The sequence below is a fragment of the Paenibacillus xylanexedens genome, assembly GCF_007680605.1.
GTDB classification, from domain to species: Bacteria; Bacillota; Bacilli; order Paenibacillales; family Paenibacillaceae; genus Paenibacillus; species Paenibacillus xylanexedens_B.
On record NZ_VEIO01000001.1, the window covers coordinates 2488044 to 2508501 of the forward strand.

The 20458-nt window shown below is 46.1% G+C and carries 16 protein-coding genes; 1 reads left to right on the forward strand and 15 read right to left on the reverse strand.

Translation table 11 applies throughout. From position 1 onward, the window contains the following. Positions 1-39: 39 nt before the first annotated feature. The 12 genes from FS818_RS11095 to adhE form a co-directional block, all read right to left on the reverse strand. Complete coding sequence (locus tag FS818_RS11095) at positions 40-759, reverse strand: cytochrome c biogenesis CcdA family protein (protein WP_145331838.1); 720 nt, start codon at positions 757-759, stop codon at positions 40-42. A 75-nt stretch (positions 760-834) separates the two neighbouring features. Further along, entirely contained in the window at positions 835-1638 is an 804-nt protein-coding gene (locus FS818_RS11100; RefSeq protein ID WP_145331839.1) for a metal ABC transporter permease, read from the reverse strand. A 48-nt stretch (positions 1639-1686) separates the two neighbouring features. Continuing rightward, on the reverse strand, positions 1687-2445 hold the full coding sequence (locus tag FS818_RS11105; RefSeq protein WP_145331840.1) for a metal ABC transporter ATP-binding protein: 759 nt from the start codon (positions 2443-2445) through the stop codon (positions 1687-1689). A gap of 111 nt (positions 2446-2556) precedes the next feature. Further along, positions 2557-3618, reverse strand: a complete 1062-nt coding sequence (locus FS818_RS11110; protein WP_145331841.1) for a metal ABC transporter solute-binding protein, Zn/Mn family — start codon at positions 3616-3618, stop codon at positions 2557-2559. Positions 3619-3878: 260 nt separating this feature from the next. After that, the gene (gene metG / locus FS818_RS11115; RefSeq protein WP_145331842.1) at positions 3879-5948 is read right to left on the reverse strand and encodes a methionine--tRNA ligase; all 2070 of its coding nucleotides are present in this window, start codon (positions 5946-5948) and stop codon (positions 3879-3881) included. 456 nt (positions 5949-6404) lie between these two features. Next, a complete protein-coding gene (yidD, locus tag FS818_RS11120; RefSeq protein ID WP_090922569.1) occupies positions 6405-6659 on the reverse strand; it encodes a membrane protein insertion efficiency factor YidD in 255 nt (84 codons plus the stop codon). A 2-nt stretch (positions 6660-6661) separates the two neighbouring features. Next, the gene (locus tag FS818_RS11125) at positions 6662-7132 is read right to left on the reverse strand and encodes a Fur family transcriptional regulator (RefSeq protein WP_145331843.1); all 471 of its coding nucleotides are present in this window, start codon (positions 7130-7132) and stop codon (positions 6662-6664) included. Positions 7133-7449: 317 nt separating this feature from the next. Continuing rightward, positions 7450-9744, reverse strand: a complete 2295-nt coding sequence (locus tag FS818_RS11130; RefSeq protein ID WP_145331844.1) for a stalk domain-containing protein — start codon at positions 9742-9744, stop codon at positions 7450-7452. A 297-nt stretch (positions 9745-10041) separates the two neighbouring features. After that, positions 10042-10794 carry a pyruvate formate-lyase-activating protein gene (pflA, locus tag FS818_RS11135; RefSeq protein ID WP_145331845.1) on the reverse strand — a complete coding sequence of 251 codons (753 nt, stop codon included), beginning with the start codon at positions 10792-10794 and terminating at the stop codon, positions 10042-10044. An 86-nt stretch (positions 10795-10880) separates the two neighbouring features. Next, a complete protein-coding gene (gene pflB / locus FS818_RS11140) occupies positions 10881-13139 on the reverse strand; it encodes a formate C-acetyltransferase (RefSeq protein ID WP_145331846.1) in 2259 nt (752 codons plus the stop codon). A 302-nt stretch (positions 13140-13441) separates the two neighbouring features. Next, positions 13442-13582 carry a hypothetical protein gene (locus FS818_RS28765; protein WP_186331619.1) on the reverse strand — a complete coding sequence of 47 codons (141 nt, stop codon included), beginning with the start codon at positions 13580-13582 and terminating at the stop codon, positions 13442-13444. 799 nt (positions 13583-14381) lie between these two features. Next, positions 14382-16994, reverse strand: a complete 2613-nt coding sequence (adhE, locus tag FS818_RS11145) for a bifunctional acetaldehyde-CoA/alcohol dehydrogenase (RefSeq protein ID WP_145331847.1) — start codon at positions 16992-16994, stop codon at positions 14382-14384. A gap of 428 nt (positions 16995-17422) precedes the next feature. Between adhE and FS818_RS11150 the strand changes: the two genes are divergently transcribed. Then, positions 17423-18139, forward strand: coding sequence for a Crp/Fnr family transcriptional regulator (locus tag FS818_RS11150; RefSeq protein ID WP_145331848.1), 717 nt, complete (start codon positions 17423-17425; stop codon positions 18137-18139). 139 nt (positions 18140-18278) lie between these two features. Here FS818_RS11150 and FS818_RS11155 read toward each other — a convergent pair whose 3' ends face one another. From FS818_RS11155 to FS818_RS11165, 3 genes are all read right to left on the reverse strand, one after another. Further along, positions 18279-18995, reverse strand: a complete 717-nt coding sequence (locus FS818_RS11155) for a hypothetical protein (RefSeq protein WP_145331849.1) — start codon at positions 18993-18995, stop codon at positions 18279-18281. Between the two features lie 195 nt (positions 18996-19190). Then, positions 19191-19919 (reverse strand): hypothetical protein, encoded by a 729-nt coding sequence (locus FS818_RS11160; protein ID WP_145331850.1) that lies wholly within the window; start codon positions 19917-19919, stop codon positions 19191-19193. A 183-nt stretch (positions 19920-20102) separates the two neighbouring features. Then, entirely contained in the window at positions 20103-20399 is a 297-nt protein-coding gene (locus tag FS818_RS11165) for a winged helix-turn-helix transcriptional regulator (RefSeq protein ID WP_373288427.1), read from the reverse strand. Between the last annotated feature and the right edge of the window lie 59 nt (positions 20400-20458).

Consider the following 20458-nt stretch of genomic DNA (forward strand, 5'->3'; position numbering starts at 1 on the left):
CTTTTTGTACTTCATTGTCTTGTCTTTGAAAGGTAACCTTCACGTTAGGTTGATCATCCAATCGGGTGTAATTTGTTGCAGCCAGATTGTTATTTGCGTCATCTGGTCCGTGAATAGCAAAATGCCCATTAAAAGCATTAATGCTCCGCCAATCTTCATCATGAGGTTTGAATACTTCAAAATCCAGCGCGTGGAGCCAATAAAAAATGCAAGAACGAAAAATGGTAAGGCAAAGCCTACCGTATAACCTGTAATCAGTGCCAACCAGGTCGATGGTTCGCTCGCTGCCATAGCGATAATCGTCGCTAGAATTGGTCCGATACAAGGTGACCAGCCTGCTGAGAAACCAATCCCAAAAACAAAGGAACCTAAATACCCTGCCGGCTTCCATTTCATATCCATCTTGCGTTCTTTCATCAAAAATTGCGGCTTAAAAATACCTAACAGAAATAGTCCCATCAACATAATTAAAATTGCGGACAACTGACGAATCAGATCCCGGTTATCATTGAAAAATTGTCCAAATAGTCCTGCACCCAGACCCAGCGAATAAAATACTGCGGAGAAACCGAGAATAAACGCCAGTGTATGCGTTAACGTCTTGAGGCGCACCTCACGCTGATTCCGATCCTCTTTCAACTGTTGCACGGTCATTCCCGTGATGTATGAGAGATAGGAAGGATATAGCGGAAGACAACACGGTGATATAAAAGAAGCGAGGCCAGCAACGAAAGCCAGCCATACATTAACATCAGACATGAAGCAATGTCTCCCTTCCTTGGGCTCACTTGCTCTTACTGTTTTTTTTTAATTGATAGTCGTGTGATCGTTAACTCAGGCTCGGAACCCTTTTTTGGCAATCATCGTTAAAATCAGCATACCAATGAGCAGCAACACAATGGTTGCTCCCGGTGCCAGGTTCCAGATCCCTGCTGTAACCAGTCCAATCACAACAGCAATCTCTCCGATGACCACCGACAGAATAATGGCTGATTTGAAACTTCGAGCCATGAGCAGGCTGACGGCGACAGGAATGGTCAACAAAGCGGATACAAGCAAGGCACCCACGATCTTGATTGCCGTACTGATCACCAATGCTGTCATCACTGTAATTAACATATTCAGCATTCTGACTGGCAATCCGGTCACTGCGGCTGCATCCTCCTCAAAGCTGAGCAGGAAAAACTCTTTATGTAGGAAGCCCACTACAATAACCACGATTAGGGTCACAATACCCACCAGCTTCAGATCCGTTGCGTCCAATGTGTATATACTGCCAAACAAATAGCTCATCACATCCGCATTGTACCCTTTTCCCAGTGTGAAAAACAGCGAAGCCAGCGCTACGCCTCCAGACATAATAATCGCAATAGACAATTCAGCATAGCTCTTGTATGCTTTACGCAACTTCTCAATAGCAAACGATGCCAGTACAGCAAAAATCAATCCTACACCGATTGGATATACCTCGATCAGAAAACCAAGCGCTACACCTGCGATCGTTACGTGTGACAAGGTATCTCCGATCATCGAGAGCCTGCGCAGTACAAGAAAAAGTCCAATCAGCGGAGCGGTGATACCAATAAGCAAACCACCTGCAAGTGCACGCTGAAAAAAATCACTCCATAATATTTCCAAAACTAACACGACTCCTTCGGCCTATCATCTAATGGCCCACATACATAGCTAGCGTACCTGCGCGGTAGTATGCTGCAGGTTGGTTTCTGCACAATCCTCGATCTCATGCGAATGACGCACATGGAAATGGATCTTGCCATTCGTGAGCGCCGCTTTCGCGCCAAGATAACTCTCCATGCGATCCATATCATGAGACACCATCAGAAACGTCATCCGATGATGCTCATGCATATGGGTAATCAGTTCGAAAAAACTGGCTTGTGACTCTGCATCAATCCCTACGGTAGGTTCATCAAGAATCAATAGATCCGGGTGATTAATCAACGCACGGGCCAAGAAAACACGTTGTTGCTGACCGCCGGACAGTTGTCCAATACGTTTGTTTGCAATATCCTCAATTCGCATAACCTTCATCGCATCGATGCATTGTTGCTGACCTTGACGAGAGATGCGGCGGAACATGTTTTTGTTGTTATACAGCCCGGACATGACAACCTCACGAACGGTAGCCGGAAACAACGGATTAAATGCATTTTTTTGTGGAACGTACCCGATTCGGTTCCAATCCTTGAATTTACGAATCGACTCTCCGAACAACTTGATATCCCCCTGTGCAGGTGGAAGTAGTCCTACCAGCATACGAAGCAACGTTGTTTTCCCTGCTCCGTTTGAACCGATAATGCCTACAAAGTCCCGTTGTTGAACCATAAAATTGAGATCTTGAATCACGCGCTGATCCCCGTAGGAAAAAGACAAATTCTCAATCTGGATAATCGGATCATGACATAATGGCATGATTTGCTGCATGGCAAAGCCGCCCTTCATAATAAATAAAAACACGTAAATTTACTATTTAACATTCCAAAAGTCTTCGCCGATGAAACAGCAAAGACTTCTGGATGTTTATCTTCATTCTTCTTATTTTAATGCGATCAGCAGATTTTGCAAATTTTTCTCCATCAGGGTGAAATAATCATCTTTGTTCTTAACCTGTTCCTGCGTCAGGCCCTCCACCGGGTTTAATACCATCGTTTCTACCCCTGCTTCGCTGGCAAGTGTTTTGGCTAATTTGTCGGATACAAGCTCTTCAAAGAAAATGTACTTAATACCTTCATCTTTAACCAGTTTAGCCAGTTTTACAATATCCTGTCCAGTTGGTTCTGCATCCGGGGACAGTCCCATGATGGCATGTTGCTTCAAACCATAATCACGTGCAAGATAACCGAACGCTTGGTGCGACACCACTATTTCCTTCTTTGTCACGGAAGCTAATTCATTCGTGAAACGCTGATCCAGCGCCTCAAGTTTGGTATGAAGCTCCTCATAACGTTGCTCGTAGCCGGCTTTGTGTGTAGGGTCAACTTCGACTAAACTGTTCTTGATATTTTCCGCCATGATCATTGCGGATTTGGGGCTAACCCATGTATGAGGATCGATATGATGGTCAGCTACCTGTTCCTCACTGCCACTCTCGTCTGCATGATCATCGGCATGTTCATCCTCATGCTCTTCACCATGTCCGTGACCATCGTCCCCTTCTGCCGTTAACAATTTGACACCTTCACTGACAGCAACGGATTTTACTTTTGTATCACTGTTCAGTGATTTCAAAAAGTTCGGCACCCATCCTTCCAGACCTGCACCATTGTAAAGGAAAAGCTGTGCCTTGGACGTATTTACAATATCCTGGCTCTTCGGTGTCCAGTCGTGAGGCTCTACTCCTGTAGGCAACAGGTTAATGACGTTGGCATCCTCTCCGCCAATCGCTGCAGTAAACGCATATACCGGGTAAAATGTGGTCACCACATTAACTTTGCCTTCAACAATTTTGGCTGTATTCTCGCTGTTTTGCCCACATGCAGACAGTACAAGCAGACTAAGTATGAGCAGACCGCTCCAAAGTAGCTTTATTGTGCTCCGTTTGCCAAGTTTGCTGGATCGGTCTAATCGTGCCTGTCTCTTCTTTTGAATAAAAGTCATATATGATTCACTCCGCATCTCTTAATCGTAAACATTACTGAAAGAATTATAGGTAACATATCCCCAATTGTCAAGGCTCGTATCCTATTCATTCTTTCCCGAAGTGCGGAGTTCATAACAATATATGCTTGTTCTTCTGTTATCAGCTCTTTTTAGCATAAAAAAAGCGGTCCGAATCACTTCGGACCACCCTTGTTTCAACTTGTGACAATCTCTGTACGATTGATCATCCCAGTTGCTTGCGTTGCTCTTGGAACTGTTTATTTCACTTGCGCGCCATTAGGCATGCTGTCGGGTACGGTTGCCAGGGTCAGCTGATCCCCATGAGAAGCTGCCAGAATCATACCTTGGGACAGCTCTCCACGCAGTTTTACTGGTTTGAGGTTGGTCACACAGATGACTTTACGTCCAACCATCTCTTCTGGCGAATAAAACTTGGCGATACCAGATACAACCTGACGTTGCTCATAACCAAGATCCAGTTGCAGCTTAAGCAATTTATCTGCCTTTTTAACAGGCTCACAAGCGATGACTTGAGCCACACGTAGCTCAACTTTGGCAAAATCATCAATGCCGATCTCTTCCTTGCCTTCAGGTGCTGTTACAGGTTCTGCAGACGCTGGAGAAGCCGATCCGGCTTCTGCCTGGCTTGCATCGGACTGTGCTGCTTTTTGTCCACCTGTCATCGCTTCAGAGATATAAGCAATTTCCTGCTCCGCATCCAGACGCGGGAAGATCGGCTCGCCTTTGTGCAATGCGTTGCCAGCAGGCACGATGCCCCATTGTTTCGCTGAATCCCAAGCTGTCAATTCACCTTCTTGAATGCCCAGTTGTTCCCAGATTTTGCGCGGTGCGCGAGTCAGGAACGGCTGTAGAAGAATGGAAGCAATACGCAAGCTTTCAATCAGATGGGACATCACGGATGCCAGCTCATCCCGTTTCGCTTCATCACGTGCCAAAGCCCATGGCTGTGTTTCGTCGATATATTTGTTGCTACGGCTAACAAATTGACTGATTGCCGTGAGCGCCACAGAAAACTGCAGGTTCTCCATCGCTTGCTCTACTTTTTCCACCGTTGCATGTCCTGCTTCTTCCAGCGAAGCATCAAATTCCGTTACATTGGAAGCAAACGCAGGAGCTTTGCCTTCGAAGTATTTGTCGACCATAGCTACGGTACGGTTCAGCAGGTTGCCCAGATCGTTCGCCAGATCGGAATTCACACGCTCTACGAAGCTTTCCGGCGTAAATGTACCATCGGAACCAAACGGTACTTCACGTAGCAAATAGTAACGAAGCGAATCCAGACCGTAACGATCAATCAGGGTTACCGGGTCCACAACGTTTCCTTTGGATTTGGACATTTTGCCGTCTTTCATCAACAGCCAGCCATGTGCAAATACCTTTTTCGGTAATGGCAGATCCAGCGCCATAAGCATGATTGGCCAATAAATCGTATGGAAACGAACAATTTCTTTGCCCACCAGGTGCACATCCGCTGGCCAGAACTTGTCGTACAATGAAGCATCCGAAGAGCCGTAGCCCAGTGCTGTAATGTAGTTGGACAACGCGTCAATCCATACGTAAACGACGTGTTTCGGATCGCCTTTAACTTTGACACCCCACTCAAATGTCGTACGGGATACCGCCAAATCCTCAAGACCCGGCTTGATAAAGTTGTTGATCATCTCGTTTTTGCGGGATTCCGGTTGGATAAAACCAGGATTCTCTTCGTAATATTTCAACAAGCGATCTGCATATTTACTCATACGGAAGAAGTAAGATTCTTCTTTAACGAGCTCAACCGGGTGTCCGCTATCCGGACTTTTAGCCGAGATAATCTCGCCTTTCTCATTTTTTTCAACATCCACCAGCTGTGTTTCAGTGTAATAAGTTTCATCCGGGATGCTGTACCAGCCTTCGTACTCACCCTTGTAGATATCACCTTGCTTGAGCAAACGATCAAAGATATCTTGAACGACGGTTTTGTGACGCTCCTCGGTTGTGCGAATGAAGTCATCATTGGAGATGTCCAGCTTGTTCCACAGTTCCTTGATGCCTACGACAATCTCATCGATAAAGGCCTGTGGAGACAATCCTTTCTCCTGAGCCTTGCGCTCAATCTTCTGGCCATGTTCATCGGTACCTGTCAGATAACGCACCTCGTATCCACGCAAACGTTTGTAACGAGACATTGCATCACCTGCTACCGTTGTGTACGCATGCCCGATATGTAGCTTGTCGCTTGGATAATAAATCGGCGTTGTCAAATAAAATGTTTTTTGATCCGTCATGAATGACTTCTCCTCCTTCAATTGTTCTAACGAATACATACAAATTGCTCGAATGGAACCATCTTCCTGATCCGAAAATGAACACAAAAAAACTCCCGCCCTGTATGGGACGAGAGTATCTCTCACGTGTTACCACCCAATTTCCCCGCATTTTTCGCAAAACGCAGGCTCTTCCGGTCCTTCGACCGCCCATTAACGCTGGATCACGCCTCAGGCTTACGACAATAGCGACAAATCGCTGATTGCACGCTCGAAAGAGGTTCCTCCGGGACCATCTTCCATCCTCCTCCCAGACCGGTTCTCAGCTTCTCCGGCTCTCTGCACTGGGGGTGTGTCTGTACTTATCCCTTCACTGGAAAATCATATACAAAAAATATACTGAAATGCTGACCTTGTTGTCAAGTATACCACCGAATAGAACCAGGCTTCTGGGTTCCAGCTACCTGCTCTATAACACTTTGATCAGCAAAAATGAACATCAGGCTCGTCCGCACGTTACGGTTCGGATATCACTACATTTTTCTCCACCTTTGGCGGAACCAAATCTACACCGCCCGGATGAAACGGGTGACATTTGGCAATCCGTTTCGCGGCTAGAAGCGAACCTTTGAGTGCACCATGCACTTCAATAGCTTCCATCGCATACGCCGAACACGTAGGGTAGAATCGGCATGTCGGCGGTTTTAAGGGAGAGATATAATTACGGTACACCCGGATCGGTGCTTGCACGATTCTACGCGAAAGTTTCATCTTCAATTCTTCCCATGGCTATGTGCATGCTGATGTGCAGATGATTTCTTGGCTGGAGCATGTTCAGCACAATCCTTGCAGTATCCAAACACTTCAAACTTGTGATCCACCACCTGAAATTGCTCGGGAGCGTCAGCAAGCTGCATTGGACAAAAAACGATCGGGTAAGTCTTCTGACACTTCAGGCAGATCATATGATGATGATGGTGGCCTTCGCTGCAACTCGCTCTGAATTTCACGCCATCTTCAAAGACAACTTGCTCCAGCACACCCAGTTCCTGCATTACACGCAAATTTCGGTACACCGTGTCGAAGCTTAATCCGCTGTAGGTCTTCCCCATATATTCGTAGACGTCCTTGGGTGTAAGATACCCTGGAGATTCGGCAAATAACCGTGCAAGTGTCTTGCGCTGATCGGTTATACGAAGTCCCTGTGAGGACATAGTTGATATAATCTCTTCCGTCGACAGCATGATTTAAAGCACCTCCTGTCATACAAACCTTTAGCATTTTCATCATGCGACAAAATCATTGGCAAAAGCCATTGCTTCTGCTCTTTTTGTATACCTCTAATAATGCATGAAATGAAGAACAGAGTCAACGGAACCCTACAACGCAAGCATTGGCGTTTTGCTTAAACTAAAAACAAAGGACCCCATAAATATGGAGTCCTTCAGGTGACGGTTCAGAATATAGGTCATACAGGTGACTTTTGGGGTGAACGGGTATATAAAATATAAGCTTTCACTCCAAACCGTACGGTTTGATTACTTAGAATATTATTTCTCAATTATTTCTCGGCTGGAAGCGGGGTAAACAGAATGTTTACCGGCAAGTTGCTACCCGGGGCAGCAGAGAAAACGATCGTTACGCTCTCACCGTAAGAACCAGTGCGATACAGCACATTCTGTTCATTCGGCGCACTTAGAGATTGGCTGTTATTCGACAGCTGTACCAGCTGTCCGTTCACAAGTGCTGAACCATAATACTTGCCTCCGCGAGGGTTAAACGAAATCAGTGTACGCGGTGCAACATTGTTCAGGGTGATTTTGTACAGTACACCGAAGTTACCAGCGTTAGAAGCGCTTGTGAAGGCCATCGGGTCTGTGCCGTCGAGATTCGGGTCACTTGCATTATCCCCGAGTGGCAGACGGGAAGGCTTCGTGCCAACTTCCTGATCGTACGTAATGATTCGTGTTGCGTTTGGATAAGTCCCACGGTTATGAACGCCGTCACGGTCCAGAACTGGCAAGGAAGACAATACGGCCATCGGATCTTTATTTTCTTCGATCATCACAATGTTGTAGTCGAGTGTATAATCACTGAAAGTGTCGGAATAAAGGGAGATGACCTGCCCTTCTTTCATTGAAATATTGTTCAGTTCCGTCAGAATCAATTTACTTTCTCCCGGCTGGATGTATACTCTCTTCGAATCTGCCCCCGTTTGCATGGATTTGAACCATTTATCGATGGACAATTTACCCGCAACGGTAGCAAATGGCGTCGGTCCTGCAAAGCCCATGTTTTGCTGTTCGAATACAGCTGTATATGGATTGTTATTGGTCGCAATTACATACATTTTTACTCTTTTGCCCGTATTATTGACATGGTGAATCATGAAACGCGTCTGCCCAAAGGAAGATTCCTTGTAGACGATACCTTCCTGGTTAACGGTTTCCGGGCTGTTACTACGAATAAGCAAGCTTGGCTCATCCGTGTACGTAAATGGTACTTTTTCCATAGCAGGAACTTCCCCGCCGTTGAATGTAAATTTGTCCCCTACCGGTACGAACAATTTGTTGAAATCAGACTGATTATAAAGCGTTTCGCTTGTGATCATAATCTCTTTCGTATAGGTGTTGCTCAGACCATGCTGATCTGTGACAGTCAGAGATACCGTCTTCGGTCCCGGAAGGAAAAATGCGAGTGCATTGTTGCTCCAGTCTCTTTTGACGATCGCGTTCTCGTCATCTGTACTTTGATCAGTGTAGGAGATTTTTTCACCCATTTTGTATTCTTCCTTATCCGTTGTAAACATCGCTACTGGAGGAAGATTCGGACGCTCTACCTTGATCGTAAGCGAATAAGGGTTACTCCACTGACCACTGGAATCTTGAACCGTATAAGTCACCGTGTAAACGCCTGGCTGATCAAAGGAATCCTGACGTCCAGTCCACTGCTCATCCACAATCGGAAGGCCGTTCGGCGAACTGTTTTTAGTCGTGTAGATCACTTGATCTCCTGCAAAAATTTCCTTTTGTACCGTAAAGCTGGCTACAGGTTTCGTGTTAAGCTTCAATACAACCGTCTTCGCAGGCTGATTCACGGTATATGTGATATTCAGCGCTTGTGTGATGGATGTTAATGGAATCATAAACGTATTTTTTTCTTGATAAGCGGGGCCTTTCATCGTTCTGGATTCTCCGTTAACGGTATACACTTTGCTGTTTGTTTTGAAACGAAGTTCGTCGGTACCGCTGAGAATGATCGTTTCTTTGGTTTTATTATCATATTTCACGTCGTATCCTACCCGATCAACCAATGCACGAATGGCTACGTAGGAAACACCATATTTTACAGCCATCGGTTGGCCAGCCAAATACGTTTTTCCATCCTGAACCATCTTGTTGCTATTCATATAAAGTGTCAGGTCTCCGGCGGATCTGACCGTCGCAGCTGTTCCACCAGTCGTTGGTTGCTCTACTTCAGCAGGTGTTGGTGTGTTTGATGTGTTTGTCTCTTCAACTGTTCCTTGTTCCCCGTTTGCTCCTGTTTCCGGGTTTGACGGTGTAGCTTCTGTTCCAGAAGGAGCCGTTGTTCCCTGATTCGTTTCTATGGCGTTTTCATTGTCTGCAGGTGGTGTGTTGTTTGATGGATTGTTAGCAGGATCAGTCGTTGCTCCTGATTTTACTTCAGACTCAGCAATTGGCTGTTCTCTCTTCACAACCTCAACGGATTTTACTTTTGCGGTATTCACTGGCGTAGCTTCGCTTGATTCTGCTGCTTGTGCATTTGCAGGAATGACTGCAAAAGCCTGAAAAACAGCAAAAGCGGTGAGTATGGACAACTTCTTCTTCAAATTCATTCTTTGTCTTTGGCTCCTTCTGCTCCCATTTTATTAATATCCCCTCTAAAAGTCATATGATTAGACGCTCAGAAACGGGAAAAGTTGCTAAAAATAATGAATAAGAATTGTAAACTTTTAATAGAAGCGAAAAACTATGAAAATAGTTATCTGTTAATATAAACAAGCTATAGGATTTAAACGAATGAATTTTACAGCTCCCATGGCAAAAGTCTTTGTTATACCATTCAGGATGAAAAATAAAAACAACCTCTACGAATCAATATTCGTAAAGGTTGCTTGTGAATAACTGCTCGCTTACTTTCCTGAGCAAGTCACGCCAGCTGTTTCTGCACGACCTTGCTCAATCAGGCGATATGCCCGTTCAACTTCTTCTTCGGTTGGAGAAGGTACCCCGTCCAGCGGATAAACTTTACCCAGTGCTTCCCATTTGTATATCCCCATTTGATGATAAGGAAGAATCTCGAACTTCTCTACCCCGTTCAGCGTTCCAATGAAACGCCCGAGATTCAACAAATCCTCTTCCTGATCGTGAATGCCAGGCACGTATACATGTCTGATCCACATTTTACGACCATGATCGGATAACCATCTTGCTGTCTTCAGCGTACGTTCATTGGATTTACCAGTCAGTTTGATGTGTTTCTCGTCATCAATATGCTTTAGATCCAGTAATACAAGGTCGGTGTGGTCAAGCAGATCATGAATGCGATCCGGTTCATTGAACCCGTTGCTATCCAATGTCGTATGAAGCCCCCAGCGACGTTTGACTTCCTTGAATACTTCTGCGACAAAGTGAGCTTGCAGGGTAGGTTCTCCGCCTGATATGGTAAGTCCACCGCCAGAGCTACGATAGTAGGACAGGTACGGCTGAATTTCAGCCAGTACCTCCTCCAGTGTCATCTCTTTCCCACCATCCAGTGCCCAGGTATCAGGGTTGTGACAATACTGACATTTGAGCAGGCATCCTTGCATAAAAAGCACGAAGCGGATGCCTGGGCCGTCAACCGTCCCGAAAGTTTCGAGTGAATGAATATGTCCGTTCATCATGTTGCCTCTTCCTTTCTTTTCGCATCCGCTATGCGTTCATTTTTATGTTGAATCAGAATCCCTGAGAAGGTTACTGAAAAAATGACTTACATCGAACCGTGGAACGTACGGTTAATAACATCCAGCTGCTGCTCACGCGTCAGTTTAATGAAGTTAACTGCGTAACCCGACACCCGTACGGTCAATTGCGGATATTGTTCCGGGTGATCCATTGCATCAATCAGTTGCTGACGATCAAACACGTTCACGTTCAAGTGATGCGCATTTTGACCGAAATATCCATCCATCATCGCAGTCAGATTGGATTTGCGTGTAGCATCTTCTTTACCCAGCGCTTTTGGCACAATGGAGAAGGTATTGGAAATACCGTCAAGGCTGTGTTCATAAGGCAGTTTCGCTACCGAGCCGAGCGATGCCAGCGCACCTTTTTTATCCCGACCATGCATTGGGTTCGCCCCTGGTGCGAATGGTTCGCCTGCTTTACGTCCATCTGGTGTTGTTCCTGTTTTCTTACCGTACACAACGTTGGAAGTGATGGTCAGTACAGATTGCGTTGGCATTGCGTTACGATAGGCTTTGTGCTTGCGAATCATGCTCATGAAGCTTTCCACCAGCTCTACCGCAATGTTATCTACACTGTCATCGTTGTTGCCGTAGCAAGGGAATTCACCTTCAATTTCAAAATCAACGGCAATGCCTTGTTCGTTGCGAATCGGTTTAACTTTGGCATATTTGATCGCGCTTAGTGAGTCCGCCGCTACCGACAGTCCCGCGATACCGCAAGCCATCGTACGCAGAATATCGCGGTCATGGAGTGCCATTTCAATCCGCTCGTAGCTGTATTTATCATGCATGTAGTGGATGACGTTAAGTGTGTTCATGTACAGTTTAGCGAGCCATTCCATCATCGGTTTGAACCGTTTCATAACCTCATTGTAGTCCAATACTTCACTTGTAATGGCAGGATACTCCGGACCAACCTGTGCTCCCGATTTTTCGTCACGTCCACCGTTGATCGCATACAGCAATGCTTTCGCCAAGTTGGCACGTGCGCCGAAGAATTGCATTTGTTTACCGATCTTCATCGCAGATACACAGCAGGCAATACCGTAATCATCGCCATAGATTGGACGCATCAGATCATCATTTTCATACTGGATAGAGCTGGTTTCAATCGATACTTTACTGCAATAATCTTTGAAAGCTTCAGGAAGCTTCGTGGACCACAGGACCGTCAAGTTTGGCTCTGGAGCAGGTCCCAGGTTGTGCAGTGTATGCAGGAAACGGAAGCTGTTTTTGGTTACGCGTGTCTCACCATTGACGGACATACCGCCGATGGACTCGGTTACCCATGTTGGGTCACCACTGAACAATTCGTTGTAATCCGGCGTGCGCAGGAATTTGACAATCCGCAGTTTCATGACGAAGTGGTCAACCAGTTCTTGAGCCTGTTCTTCCGTCAGGATACCTTCTTGCAAATCACGTTCAATGTAAATATCCAGGAAGGAGGACACACGTCCAAGGGACATTGCGGCACCGTTCTGTTCTTTGATCGCTGCAAGGTAACCGAAGTACAACCATTGGAATGCTTCTTTAGCCGTTGTTGCTGGTAATGAAATATCGAAGCCATGCATCTCACCCAGTTGTTTCAGTTCTTGCAGTGCACGAATCTGTTCAGACAACTCTTCGCGCAAACGAATAACATCTTCATCAATTACGTCAACTTCGAGTGCATTGAGTTCACCTTTTTTGTTACGAATAAGGAAGTCTACTCCGTACAAAGCAACCCGGCGATAGTCTCCGATGATCCGTCCACGGCCGTAAGCATCTGGCAGACCTGTGATGATCCCTGCTTTACGTGCTGCACGCATCTCGGCAGTGTAAGCGTCGAATACACCTTGGTTATGCGTTTTACGAATGTTAGTAAATATATCAATGACACCTTGTGGCATTTCGAAACCGTATGCTTCACAAGCATCAATCATCATACGAATTCCGCCGAATGGCTGAATGGAGCGTTTGAATGGAGCGTCTGTTTGAACCCCGACAATTTGCTCTTTGGACTGATCCAGGTAACCTGGTTGATGAGATGTAATGGTTGAAGGTGTGTTCACGTCCACATCAAGCACGCCGCCATTGTCACGCTCTTTTTTGGTCAGATCAGATACGATATCCCACAATTCTTTGGTGTTTTGGGTAGCGCCTGCGAGGAAAGCTTCATCCCCGTAATATGGAGACAGATTGTGTACCAGAAAATCATTCACATCTACGGTCTTGGTCCAAGTTCCTTTAGTAAAGTTTCTCCAGCCTGTTTGTTGTTTGACATCTTTTTCGATCACCGACATCTTAATCCCTCCGCTTTTTTGGATTTCTGGACACATCACATTGTTGCAGTACACGTATCATCAGATGTCCAGATCCGCGATTCATGTGAATTGTTTCACATTATCCAGAACACGATCTCTCTACTTGGGAACCGGAACCGCGGAATGATTGTTTTCTTTACATTTTCAGTATAAATCATGCTGATTTCATCATCTGTGATTTTTATCACAAACTTTGCGACCTTTCTCACTCTGGTTGGGCGTTGTTTTGTTGCACAATCCTACGGTTGTTCACACTAGGCCACTCCGCGGGCAGCACAACTTCAGATCGCTGTTATCCCCGGATTTTTTCGATTCACTTTTTCAAAGTGAAAATCCGGTGATAAAGGCGAACGCTCCGCTTCTTCCGTCTGTCCTGCCCGCTCCGTTATCGTGTGAACCTCTTCTATTGTGCAAACAGCCACCTCCCTCTCCCGTTCCTACCGTTTTGGGGAACCATTGCTCCGCTAAGCTCGGAGCAACTGAAGGCTTGAAGGAGGTTCCTGAAAAACGGATGCTCCGCTTCTCCGTTTTTCTGCCCATTTTGACTTCTACACTTCGCAGCCCTATGCTGTTCCCGTGGTTTTTTACTCCGTTTCTCTGGGAGTAGAGTATCAAGTGCTGAAAATCAGTCCTGAAAAACGGATGCTCCGCTTCTCCGTTTTTCTGCCCATCTTGACTTCTACACTTCAGAGCTCCATGCTGTTCCTGCGTCTATTACTCCGTTCCTCTGGGAGTAGAGTAACAAGTGCTGAAACTGCTCCTGAAAAACGGATGCTCCGCTTCTCCGTTTTTCTGCCCATTTTGACTTCTACACTTCGGAGCTCCATGCTGTTCCCGTGGTTTTTTACTCCGTTTCTCTGGGAGTAGAGTAACAAGCGCTGAAACTGCTCCTGAAAAACGGATGCTCTGCTTCTCCGTTTTTCTGCCCATTGTGACTTACTACACTTTGGAGATCCATGCTGTTCCTGCGGTTTATTACTCCGTTCCTCTGGGAGTAGAGTAACAAGTGCTAAAAATCAGTCCTGAAAAAAGGATGTCTCGCCTCGCCGCTTTTCGGGCTTACCTCTCCGTACACTTGTTCACCCCCCTCTTTCCCACCTCCTTTCCTGTTTCTCTGTCTTTTCGCAACTATACGGCAATCGGGGCTCCCCGATGTGGGGAACCCCTGAATCACTTGCAACAATCTGAAATGGTTATTTGTTGAATGTTGCTTGTTGCTTGTTATTCAAATTTGCCATAGAAAGCGTTGCGGTACACATCAGCCAGTTCAGTTACAAGCGGCAGTTTTGGATTCGCTGTTGTACATTGGTCCTCGAATGCCCGATCTGCCAAGTAATCTACACGCGATTCGAAGTCTTTTGCATCAAATCCGATTTCCTGGAACGATTCTTCGATACCCAGTTTTTTGTTCAACTCACGGATCGCTTTAATCAAGCTATTCACGCCTTCTTCGGTTGTACGTGCTGGCAATCCGAGAATACGGGCGATTTCAGCGTACCGCTCATCTGCCACAAAGTGCGAATATTTCGGGAACGATGCAAATTTCGTCGGTTTTTTCGCATTGTAACGAATGACGTGTGGCATCAGGATCGCATTGGTGCGTCCGTGTGCGGTGTGGTATTGACCGCCCCATTTATGCGCCAAGCTGTGGTTAATGCCCAGGAACGCGTTGGCAAACGCCATACCCGCAATCGTCGAAGCATTGTGCATTTTCTCGCGTGCCAGTTTGTCACCCTGTAATGCGGATTGCTCCAGATATTGGAACACCAGTTGGATGGCTTTGATTGCCAGACCGTCTGTGTAGTCGTTCGCCATCACGGATACATATGCTTCAATGGCGTGAGTCAGTACGTCCATACCGGTATCGGCAACTGCGGTTCTTGGCAAGCTGTATACAAATTCAGGGTCTACAATCGCTACGTCTGGTGTCAATTCATAGTCAGCCAGCGGATACTTGGTATTGCCATGCTCTTTATCTGTAATGACCGCAAACGATGTGACTTCCGAACCCGTACCCGATGTTGTCGGAATGGCTACGAATTTCGCTTTTGATCCGAGTCTTGGATATTTGTAAATCCGTTTACGGATATCCATGAATTTTTGTTTCAGGTTGTTAAAGTCCGTGTCTGGATATTCATAGAACAACCACATCGCTTTGGCAGCATCCATTGGTGATCCGCCGCCGAGTGCGATAATACAGTCCGGCTGGAAGCGTTCCATCATGGCTGTACCGCGGTCTACTGTTGTTGTTGATGGATCTGGCTCAACTTCTGAGAAAACTTCAATGGCTACAGGCGTCTGACGTTGACGCAGGTAATGCTCTACTTTTTCCACATATCCGAGTTTGACCATCACGGCATCCGTAATAATCGCTACGCGAGTAATGTCCGGCATTTTGGCGAGATATTGCGTCGCACCTTTTTCGAAGTAGACTTTGTTCGGCACTTTGAACCATTGCATATTCACGGTACGGCGAGCCACCCTTTTCACGTTGATTAGGTTCACAGCAGTTACGTTGGAAGATGTTGAGTTACGTCCGTACGATCCACAACCCAGTGTCAGTGATGGCATATTCGTATTGTAGATATCCCCGATCGCACCATGTGTGGAAGGTGAGTTTACGATAATCCGTCCCGTTTGCAGGCGATCCGCAAATTGGTTGATCACTTCTTCATTGTTCGAGTGGATAACGGAGGAGTGACCCATTCCGCCAAAAGCAACCACTTCTGCTGCACGCTCAATACCATCTTTAGCAGATTTAACTTTGTAACATGCCAGCACCGGACTCAGTTTCTCGGCGGACAATGGGAACTTGGTGCCCACACCTTCAATTTCGGCTACCAGAATTTTAGTGCCTGCCGGTACTTCAATGCCGCACATTTTGGCAATGTTCACAGCGGACTGCCCTACAATGGTCGGGTTAACTGCACATTTCTCCGCGTTGATTGCACCTGCTGTCAATTTGGCGGCTTCCTCTTTGTTCACAAAGTAACAGCCGTTCGTGATCATTTTCTTTTTCACTTGATCGAAGATCGGTTCTTCAATAATGACCGCTTGTTCAGACGCACAGATCATACCATTGTCAAAAGACTTCGACAGAATCAAATCCGTTACCGCCTGGTTGATATCTGCGGTTTTTTCGATAAAGCAAGGCACGTTACCTGGTCCTACGCCCAGTGCCGGTTTACCACAGCTGTAGGCTGCACGTACCATCGCTGATCCGCCAGTAGCCAGGATGAGAGCAACATCATTGTGGTTCATCAATGCGTTCGTACGATCCATGGATGGATCATCAATCCATTGGATACAGTCGGCTGGAGCGCCGTTTTTCACAGCAGCTTCAAGCAAAATTTTCGCTGCCTCGCGGCTACAGTTCTGTGCGGACGGGTGGAAACCAAAGATGATCGGGTTACGTGTTTTGATCGCAATCAGTGCTTTAAACATCGTCGTGGATGTCGGGTTGGTTACCGGTGTGATCCCCATGATGATACCAACCGGCTCCGCAATTTTCTGGAAGCTGTCGTACTCATTGTCTTCGATAACGCCTACTGTTTTTTCGTATTTAATGCTGTTATAAACATACTCTGTGGCGAATATATTTTTAATAATTTTATCTTCGTACACACCGCGTCCCGTTTCTTCCACGGCCATTTTGGCGAGCATCATATGTTTATCCAGTCCCGCAAGCGCCATAGCCTGCACAATCCGGTCAATTTGCTGCTGATCCATGGACATGAATGCTGCATGTGCTTTGTTCGCTTTGTCGATTAACGTTTGAATATACTGACCTGCTGTCGGTTCTTTTGTTGGGGCGACTTCATTCTTTACAGCCATCTCCCTCATCCTCCTAAAGGTTCGTATTGGTTTGTCTCTCTTGTTTACATCCACATCGTATCATGGGGAAAAGATATATTATGTGATTTTTTTCACAAAGTATGAACAATTTTAATTAAGTTTTTAACAGCCCCTTTTAGACGGGATTTCTCTCTCTATTTAAAATAGTAGATCAACAGCCTCATCCTTCCCCTATAAAAGTGAATTTAATCACAATGTTTGGAATTTCGCCATTTTTAAAGGCTTTCCATGCCCCTCAAACGGTAAGTTTAGGTATATACTGAACTTAAAAATTGAACCACCGCAATTTGTACCGTACCTCCACACGGCCGAGATGACCAGATCAAGGTGGCACAGTTTGCGGCGAACCTCGGGGGCAACATTCAGCTACACTCGCCTGACCGGGGAGATAAAGGGGAGATCAACGTATGGGAGAACTAACAAACGTACTGGAAAAACGCGGGAACACGAACTGCTTCTCGGAAGTGAATTTTAATCATCTGCTCGTAACGATGAAAGACCGCACTTACCCGGAAGGAACACATCTATACTGGGAAGGTGACGTCTCTGACAAACTTTATTATATGAAACGGGGACGTGCACAGATCACGAAATCCACTGACGAGGGTAAAGAACTGATCATGTACATGTACCAGACGGGCGATATGATTGGTCAAGCTGATCCATTCTTCGGCTCCAGACACAGCTTCTCGGCGGAAGTTCTGGAGGATAGCGAGATTGGTGTGCTGGAACACAAAGATCTGGAAATGCTGATCTGTCAGCATTGTGACTTTGCGATTGATTTCATGAAGTGGATGGGCATACACCATCGTTTGACGCAAACGAAGTTCCGGGATTTGATGTTGTACGGTAAACCTGGGGCACTCTGTTCTACCTTGATCCGGTTGTCCAATTCCTATGGGGAAGCACATGGAGACCATGTAATTATTCATAAAAAAATTACCCACACGGATCTATCCAATATGATTGGAGCTACCCGTGAAAGTGTAAACCGCATGCTCAGTGATCTTCGCAAAAAAGATGCCATTGAATACGACAACGGCATGATTGTGATCAAAGATCTGAAAATGTTACAAGGCATCTGTCACTGTGAACTATGCCCGAATGAAATTTGCCGCATTTGACGTGATGGTATTCTAGACGCATGACTCCGGCAGTCGCCTTCGCTTGTGGTTGCGGCTTGTTCAAAGAATTCATCATACGGTAAAAAGCCCAAATTTGATGAACATCAACATTGGGCTTTTCGTGCTTCCTTATATTTGCTCAGGATGCGTTGACAAGTTCGAGTTTCACCGCATCCCGTGGGCTTAATTTCATATCCAATCCGTTCTCCATTAATTCCTTCTCATTCACCTTAATTACCCACCGTTGATTCATGCGAGGCGTAATATTCTCCACAGCTACGACAAATTTGTTATTCTCCGACAGCCGCACAACCCCGCTGGATTTTAATACATCACGGACAGTGCACTCCTGTACATAGATACCCGCATACTGCCGATTCAGAGACGGGTTATCCGTGCCGCCGCTTACTTTCAGCAGGGTTGTCTGATACGCGACACCGTTTCCCCCGCCGTCAGCCGCTTTGACGTATATAATGACTTCATCTTTAGCATGAAGCTCCATATTCCAATTTTCCGGTTCAATATCCTTGCCATTCAACTTGACTGCCCAGCTCAGAGAAGAGTCGAGCGAAACTTCGCCTACGGATTGAATGCGGCTGCCATCAGCCGTAAAATCAACCAGCCCGCTGTTCAGCAAAGCTTTTTTGAGCGTCAAGCCTTCACTGAAATCTCGCTTGATGGACTTCGTCGCATCAGGTAAAAAAGTACTGCCGTCAATGGCAACCGTAATCGTATTGGCTGAATCTTTCTCTGAGACAACCGGCTGTTCGGAAGGCTGTGTCTCTCTGGTACACCCCGTCAAAATGACGAGAACAAGCATACATAGACCTATGTAACCGGGAATCTTCTTCATCATGTAGGTAACACCACCCTGCGTAAAATCATTCACCCTGTTGTCCATACCCTTTATTATGGCACATTCTTCGATAAAAAACAGTGTCAAAGCCGTTACTTTTGTCCTCTCAACGTTTAAAACACCTGCCATTCAAAAAAGGGAGAGTCTGCAAGCAGACCCTCCTATACTGCATTAGCCATGCGTTTGACCAGACCACTATTGAACAAAAGCCTGCATGTAGGTACGGCCTCCGTCGCCGTCCTTCACATAGGGATTAAGGCCAAACGTCTGAGTATCGGATACAAAAACACCAGTAAGCAAACGACCTTCAAGTAATGCACCGTCTACCTGTACGCAGCAGGACGGAGCATCTACGTATTCCTGATATAGTGGAATATGACCGTAGGGCTGATGAATTTTGAACACTTTGCCCTGCTCATGCAATGGGCGATCCGAGAAATACGTCGGAACTATATATCGTGCAATAACTTCCAGTTCTTCCGCAGTGTAGAACGGCTCGTCACCAAGCCAAGGTGCAAACATGCGGATTTTTTCGTATTGTGACCAGACAACGGCCTGAATGAGCATTTCGATCTGGACCAATTTACCGTTTCCGGCCTTCAGACAAATCCGGTCGTTATAAGTTTGCTGTTTTGCATGAGACACACGATCAGGTAACCGCAGTTCACAGCCGATACATTTCCAGCCACTAGGCGCTTGAATCCATTTTTGCAGCACCGCCGGAGACGATCCTGAGCCAGCCCTGTTCATCCAATCCACGTCGTTGTGGACAGGGTCATTACTACCCGAAGGTGTATCAACCGAGCGTTTGAACAGTTCTGCCGTTTTCTGATAAATCAGATGAACCTGAATGGATGCGCTCTCAAGTTCTGCAATATCTTGTTTGCCGTAGCGTATTTCACGGGATAAGCTTTCTTCTCTCATGACAAGTGGCCTCCTTCGCTCCGGCCGTCTGCGGCCATTTTCTATAGATTATACTACATCTGATGACAACATGTGCAACGGATAAGTGAAAAAGTCCCATGTAAGCTGTCACAGAAGACAAAAAACTCTTGATTTCACTGGAAATCAAGAGTTTCTGTACTTTCTGCACACAGCATCAGGCGGTTATTCCACCCAATGCTCCGCCCAGTCTTGAATTTGATTCATAACAGGCTGTAACGCCTTCCCCTTCTCAGTCAGCTCATATTCAATACGCACTGGCGTTTCAGGGTACACATGACGCACCAGAATACCTTCGCTCTCCAGGTCTTTCATCCGTTCAGACAACATCTTGTCACTCATGGACGGTATCAGATTGGAGATGTCTTTGAATCGCTTTGATCCACTCATTAACGTTTGAATAATCAACCCATTCCAGCGCTTGCCCAAAAAAGAAAACGCCGTCTCAAAGCGCGGACACATCCGCAGATCTTGATCTTCCACTTTCATCACCTCTTTAGAGATCACTCAACTTACGTTTT

What these genes read in the sequence shown, in the direction of transcription:
- FS818_RS11150 (WP_145331848.1), top strand. Translation starts at nt 17,423, where the DNA reads ATGGGAGAACTAACAAACGTACTGGAAAAACGCGGGAACACGAACTGC.
- FS818_RS11130 (WP_145331844.1), bottom strand. Translation starts at nt 9,744, where the DNA reads ATGAATTTGAAGAAGAAGTTGTCCATACTCACCGCTTTTGCTGTTTTT.
- yidD (WP_090922569.1), bottom strand. Translation starts at nt 6,659, where the DNA reads ATGAAACTTTCGCGTAGAATCGTGCAAGCACCGATCCGGGTGTACCGT.
- pflA (WP_145331845.1), bottom strand. Translation starts at nt 10,794, where the DNA reads ATGATGAACGGACATATTCATTCACTCGAAACTTTCGGGACGGTTGAC.
- FS818_RS11160 (WP_145331850.1), bottom strand. Translation starts at nt 19,919, where the DNA reads ATGAGAGAAGAAAGCTTATCCCGTGAAATACGCTACGGCAAACAAGAT.
- FS818_RS11155 (WP_145331849.1), bottom strand. Translation starts at nt 18,995, where the DNA reads ATGATGAAGAAGATTCCCGGTTACATAGGTCTATGTATGCTTGTTCTC.
- metG (WP_145331842.1), bottom strand. Translation starts at nt 5,948, where the DNA reads ATGTATTCGTTAGAACAATTGAAGGAGGAGAAGTCATTCATGACGGAT.
- FS818_RS11165 (WP_373288427.1), bottom strand. Translation starts at nt 20,399, where the DNA reads ATGTGTCCGCGCTTTGAGACGGCGTTTTCTTTTTTGGGCAAGCGCTGG.
- FS818_RS11095 (WP_145331838.1), bottom strand. Translation starts at nt 759, where the DNA reads ATGTCTGATGTTAATGTATGGCTGGCTTTCGTTGCTGGCCTCGCTTCT.
- FS818_RS11105 (WP_145331840.1), bottom strand. Translation starts at nt 2,445, where the DNA reads ATGCAGCAAATCATGCCATTATGTCATGATCCGATTATCCAGATTGAG.
- pflB (WP_145331846.1), bottom strand. Translation starts at nt 13,139, where the DNA reads ATGTCGGTGATCGAAAAAGATGTCAAACAACAAACAGGCTGGAGAAAC.
- FS818_RS11125 (WP_145331843.1), bottom strand. Translation starts at nt 7,132, where the DNA reads ATGCTGTCGACGGAAGAGATTATATCAACTATGTCCTCACAGGGACTT.
- adhE (WP_145331847.1), bottom strand. Translation starts at nt 16,994, where the DNA reads ATGGCTGTAAAGAATGAAGTCGCCCCAACAAAAGAACCGACAGCAGGT.
- FS818_RS11110 (WP_145331841.1), bottom strand. Translation starts at nt 3,618, where the DNA reads ATGACTTTTATTCAAAAGAAGAGACAGGCACGATTAGACCGATCCAGC.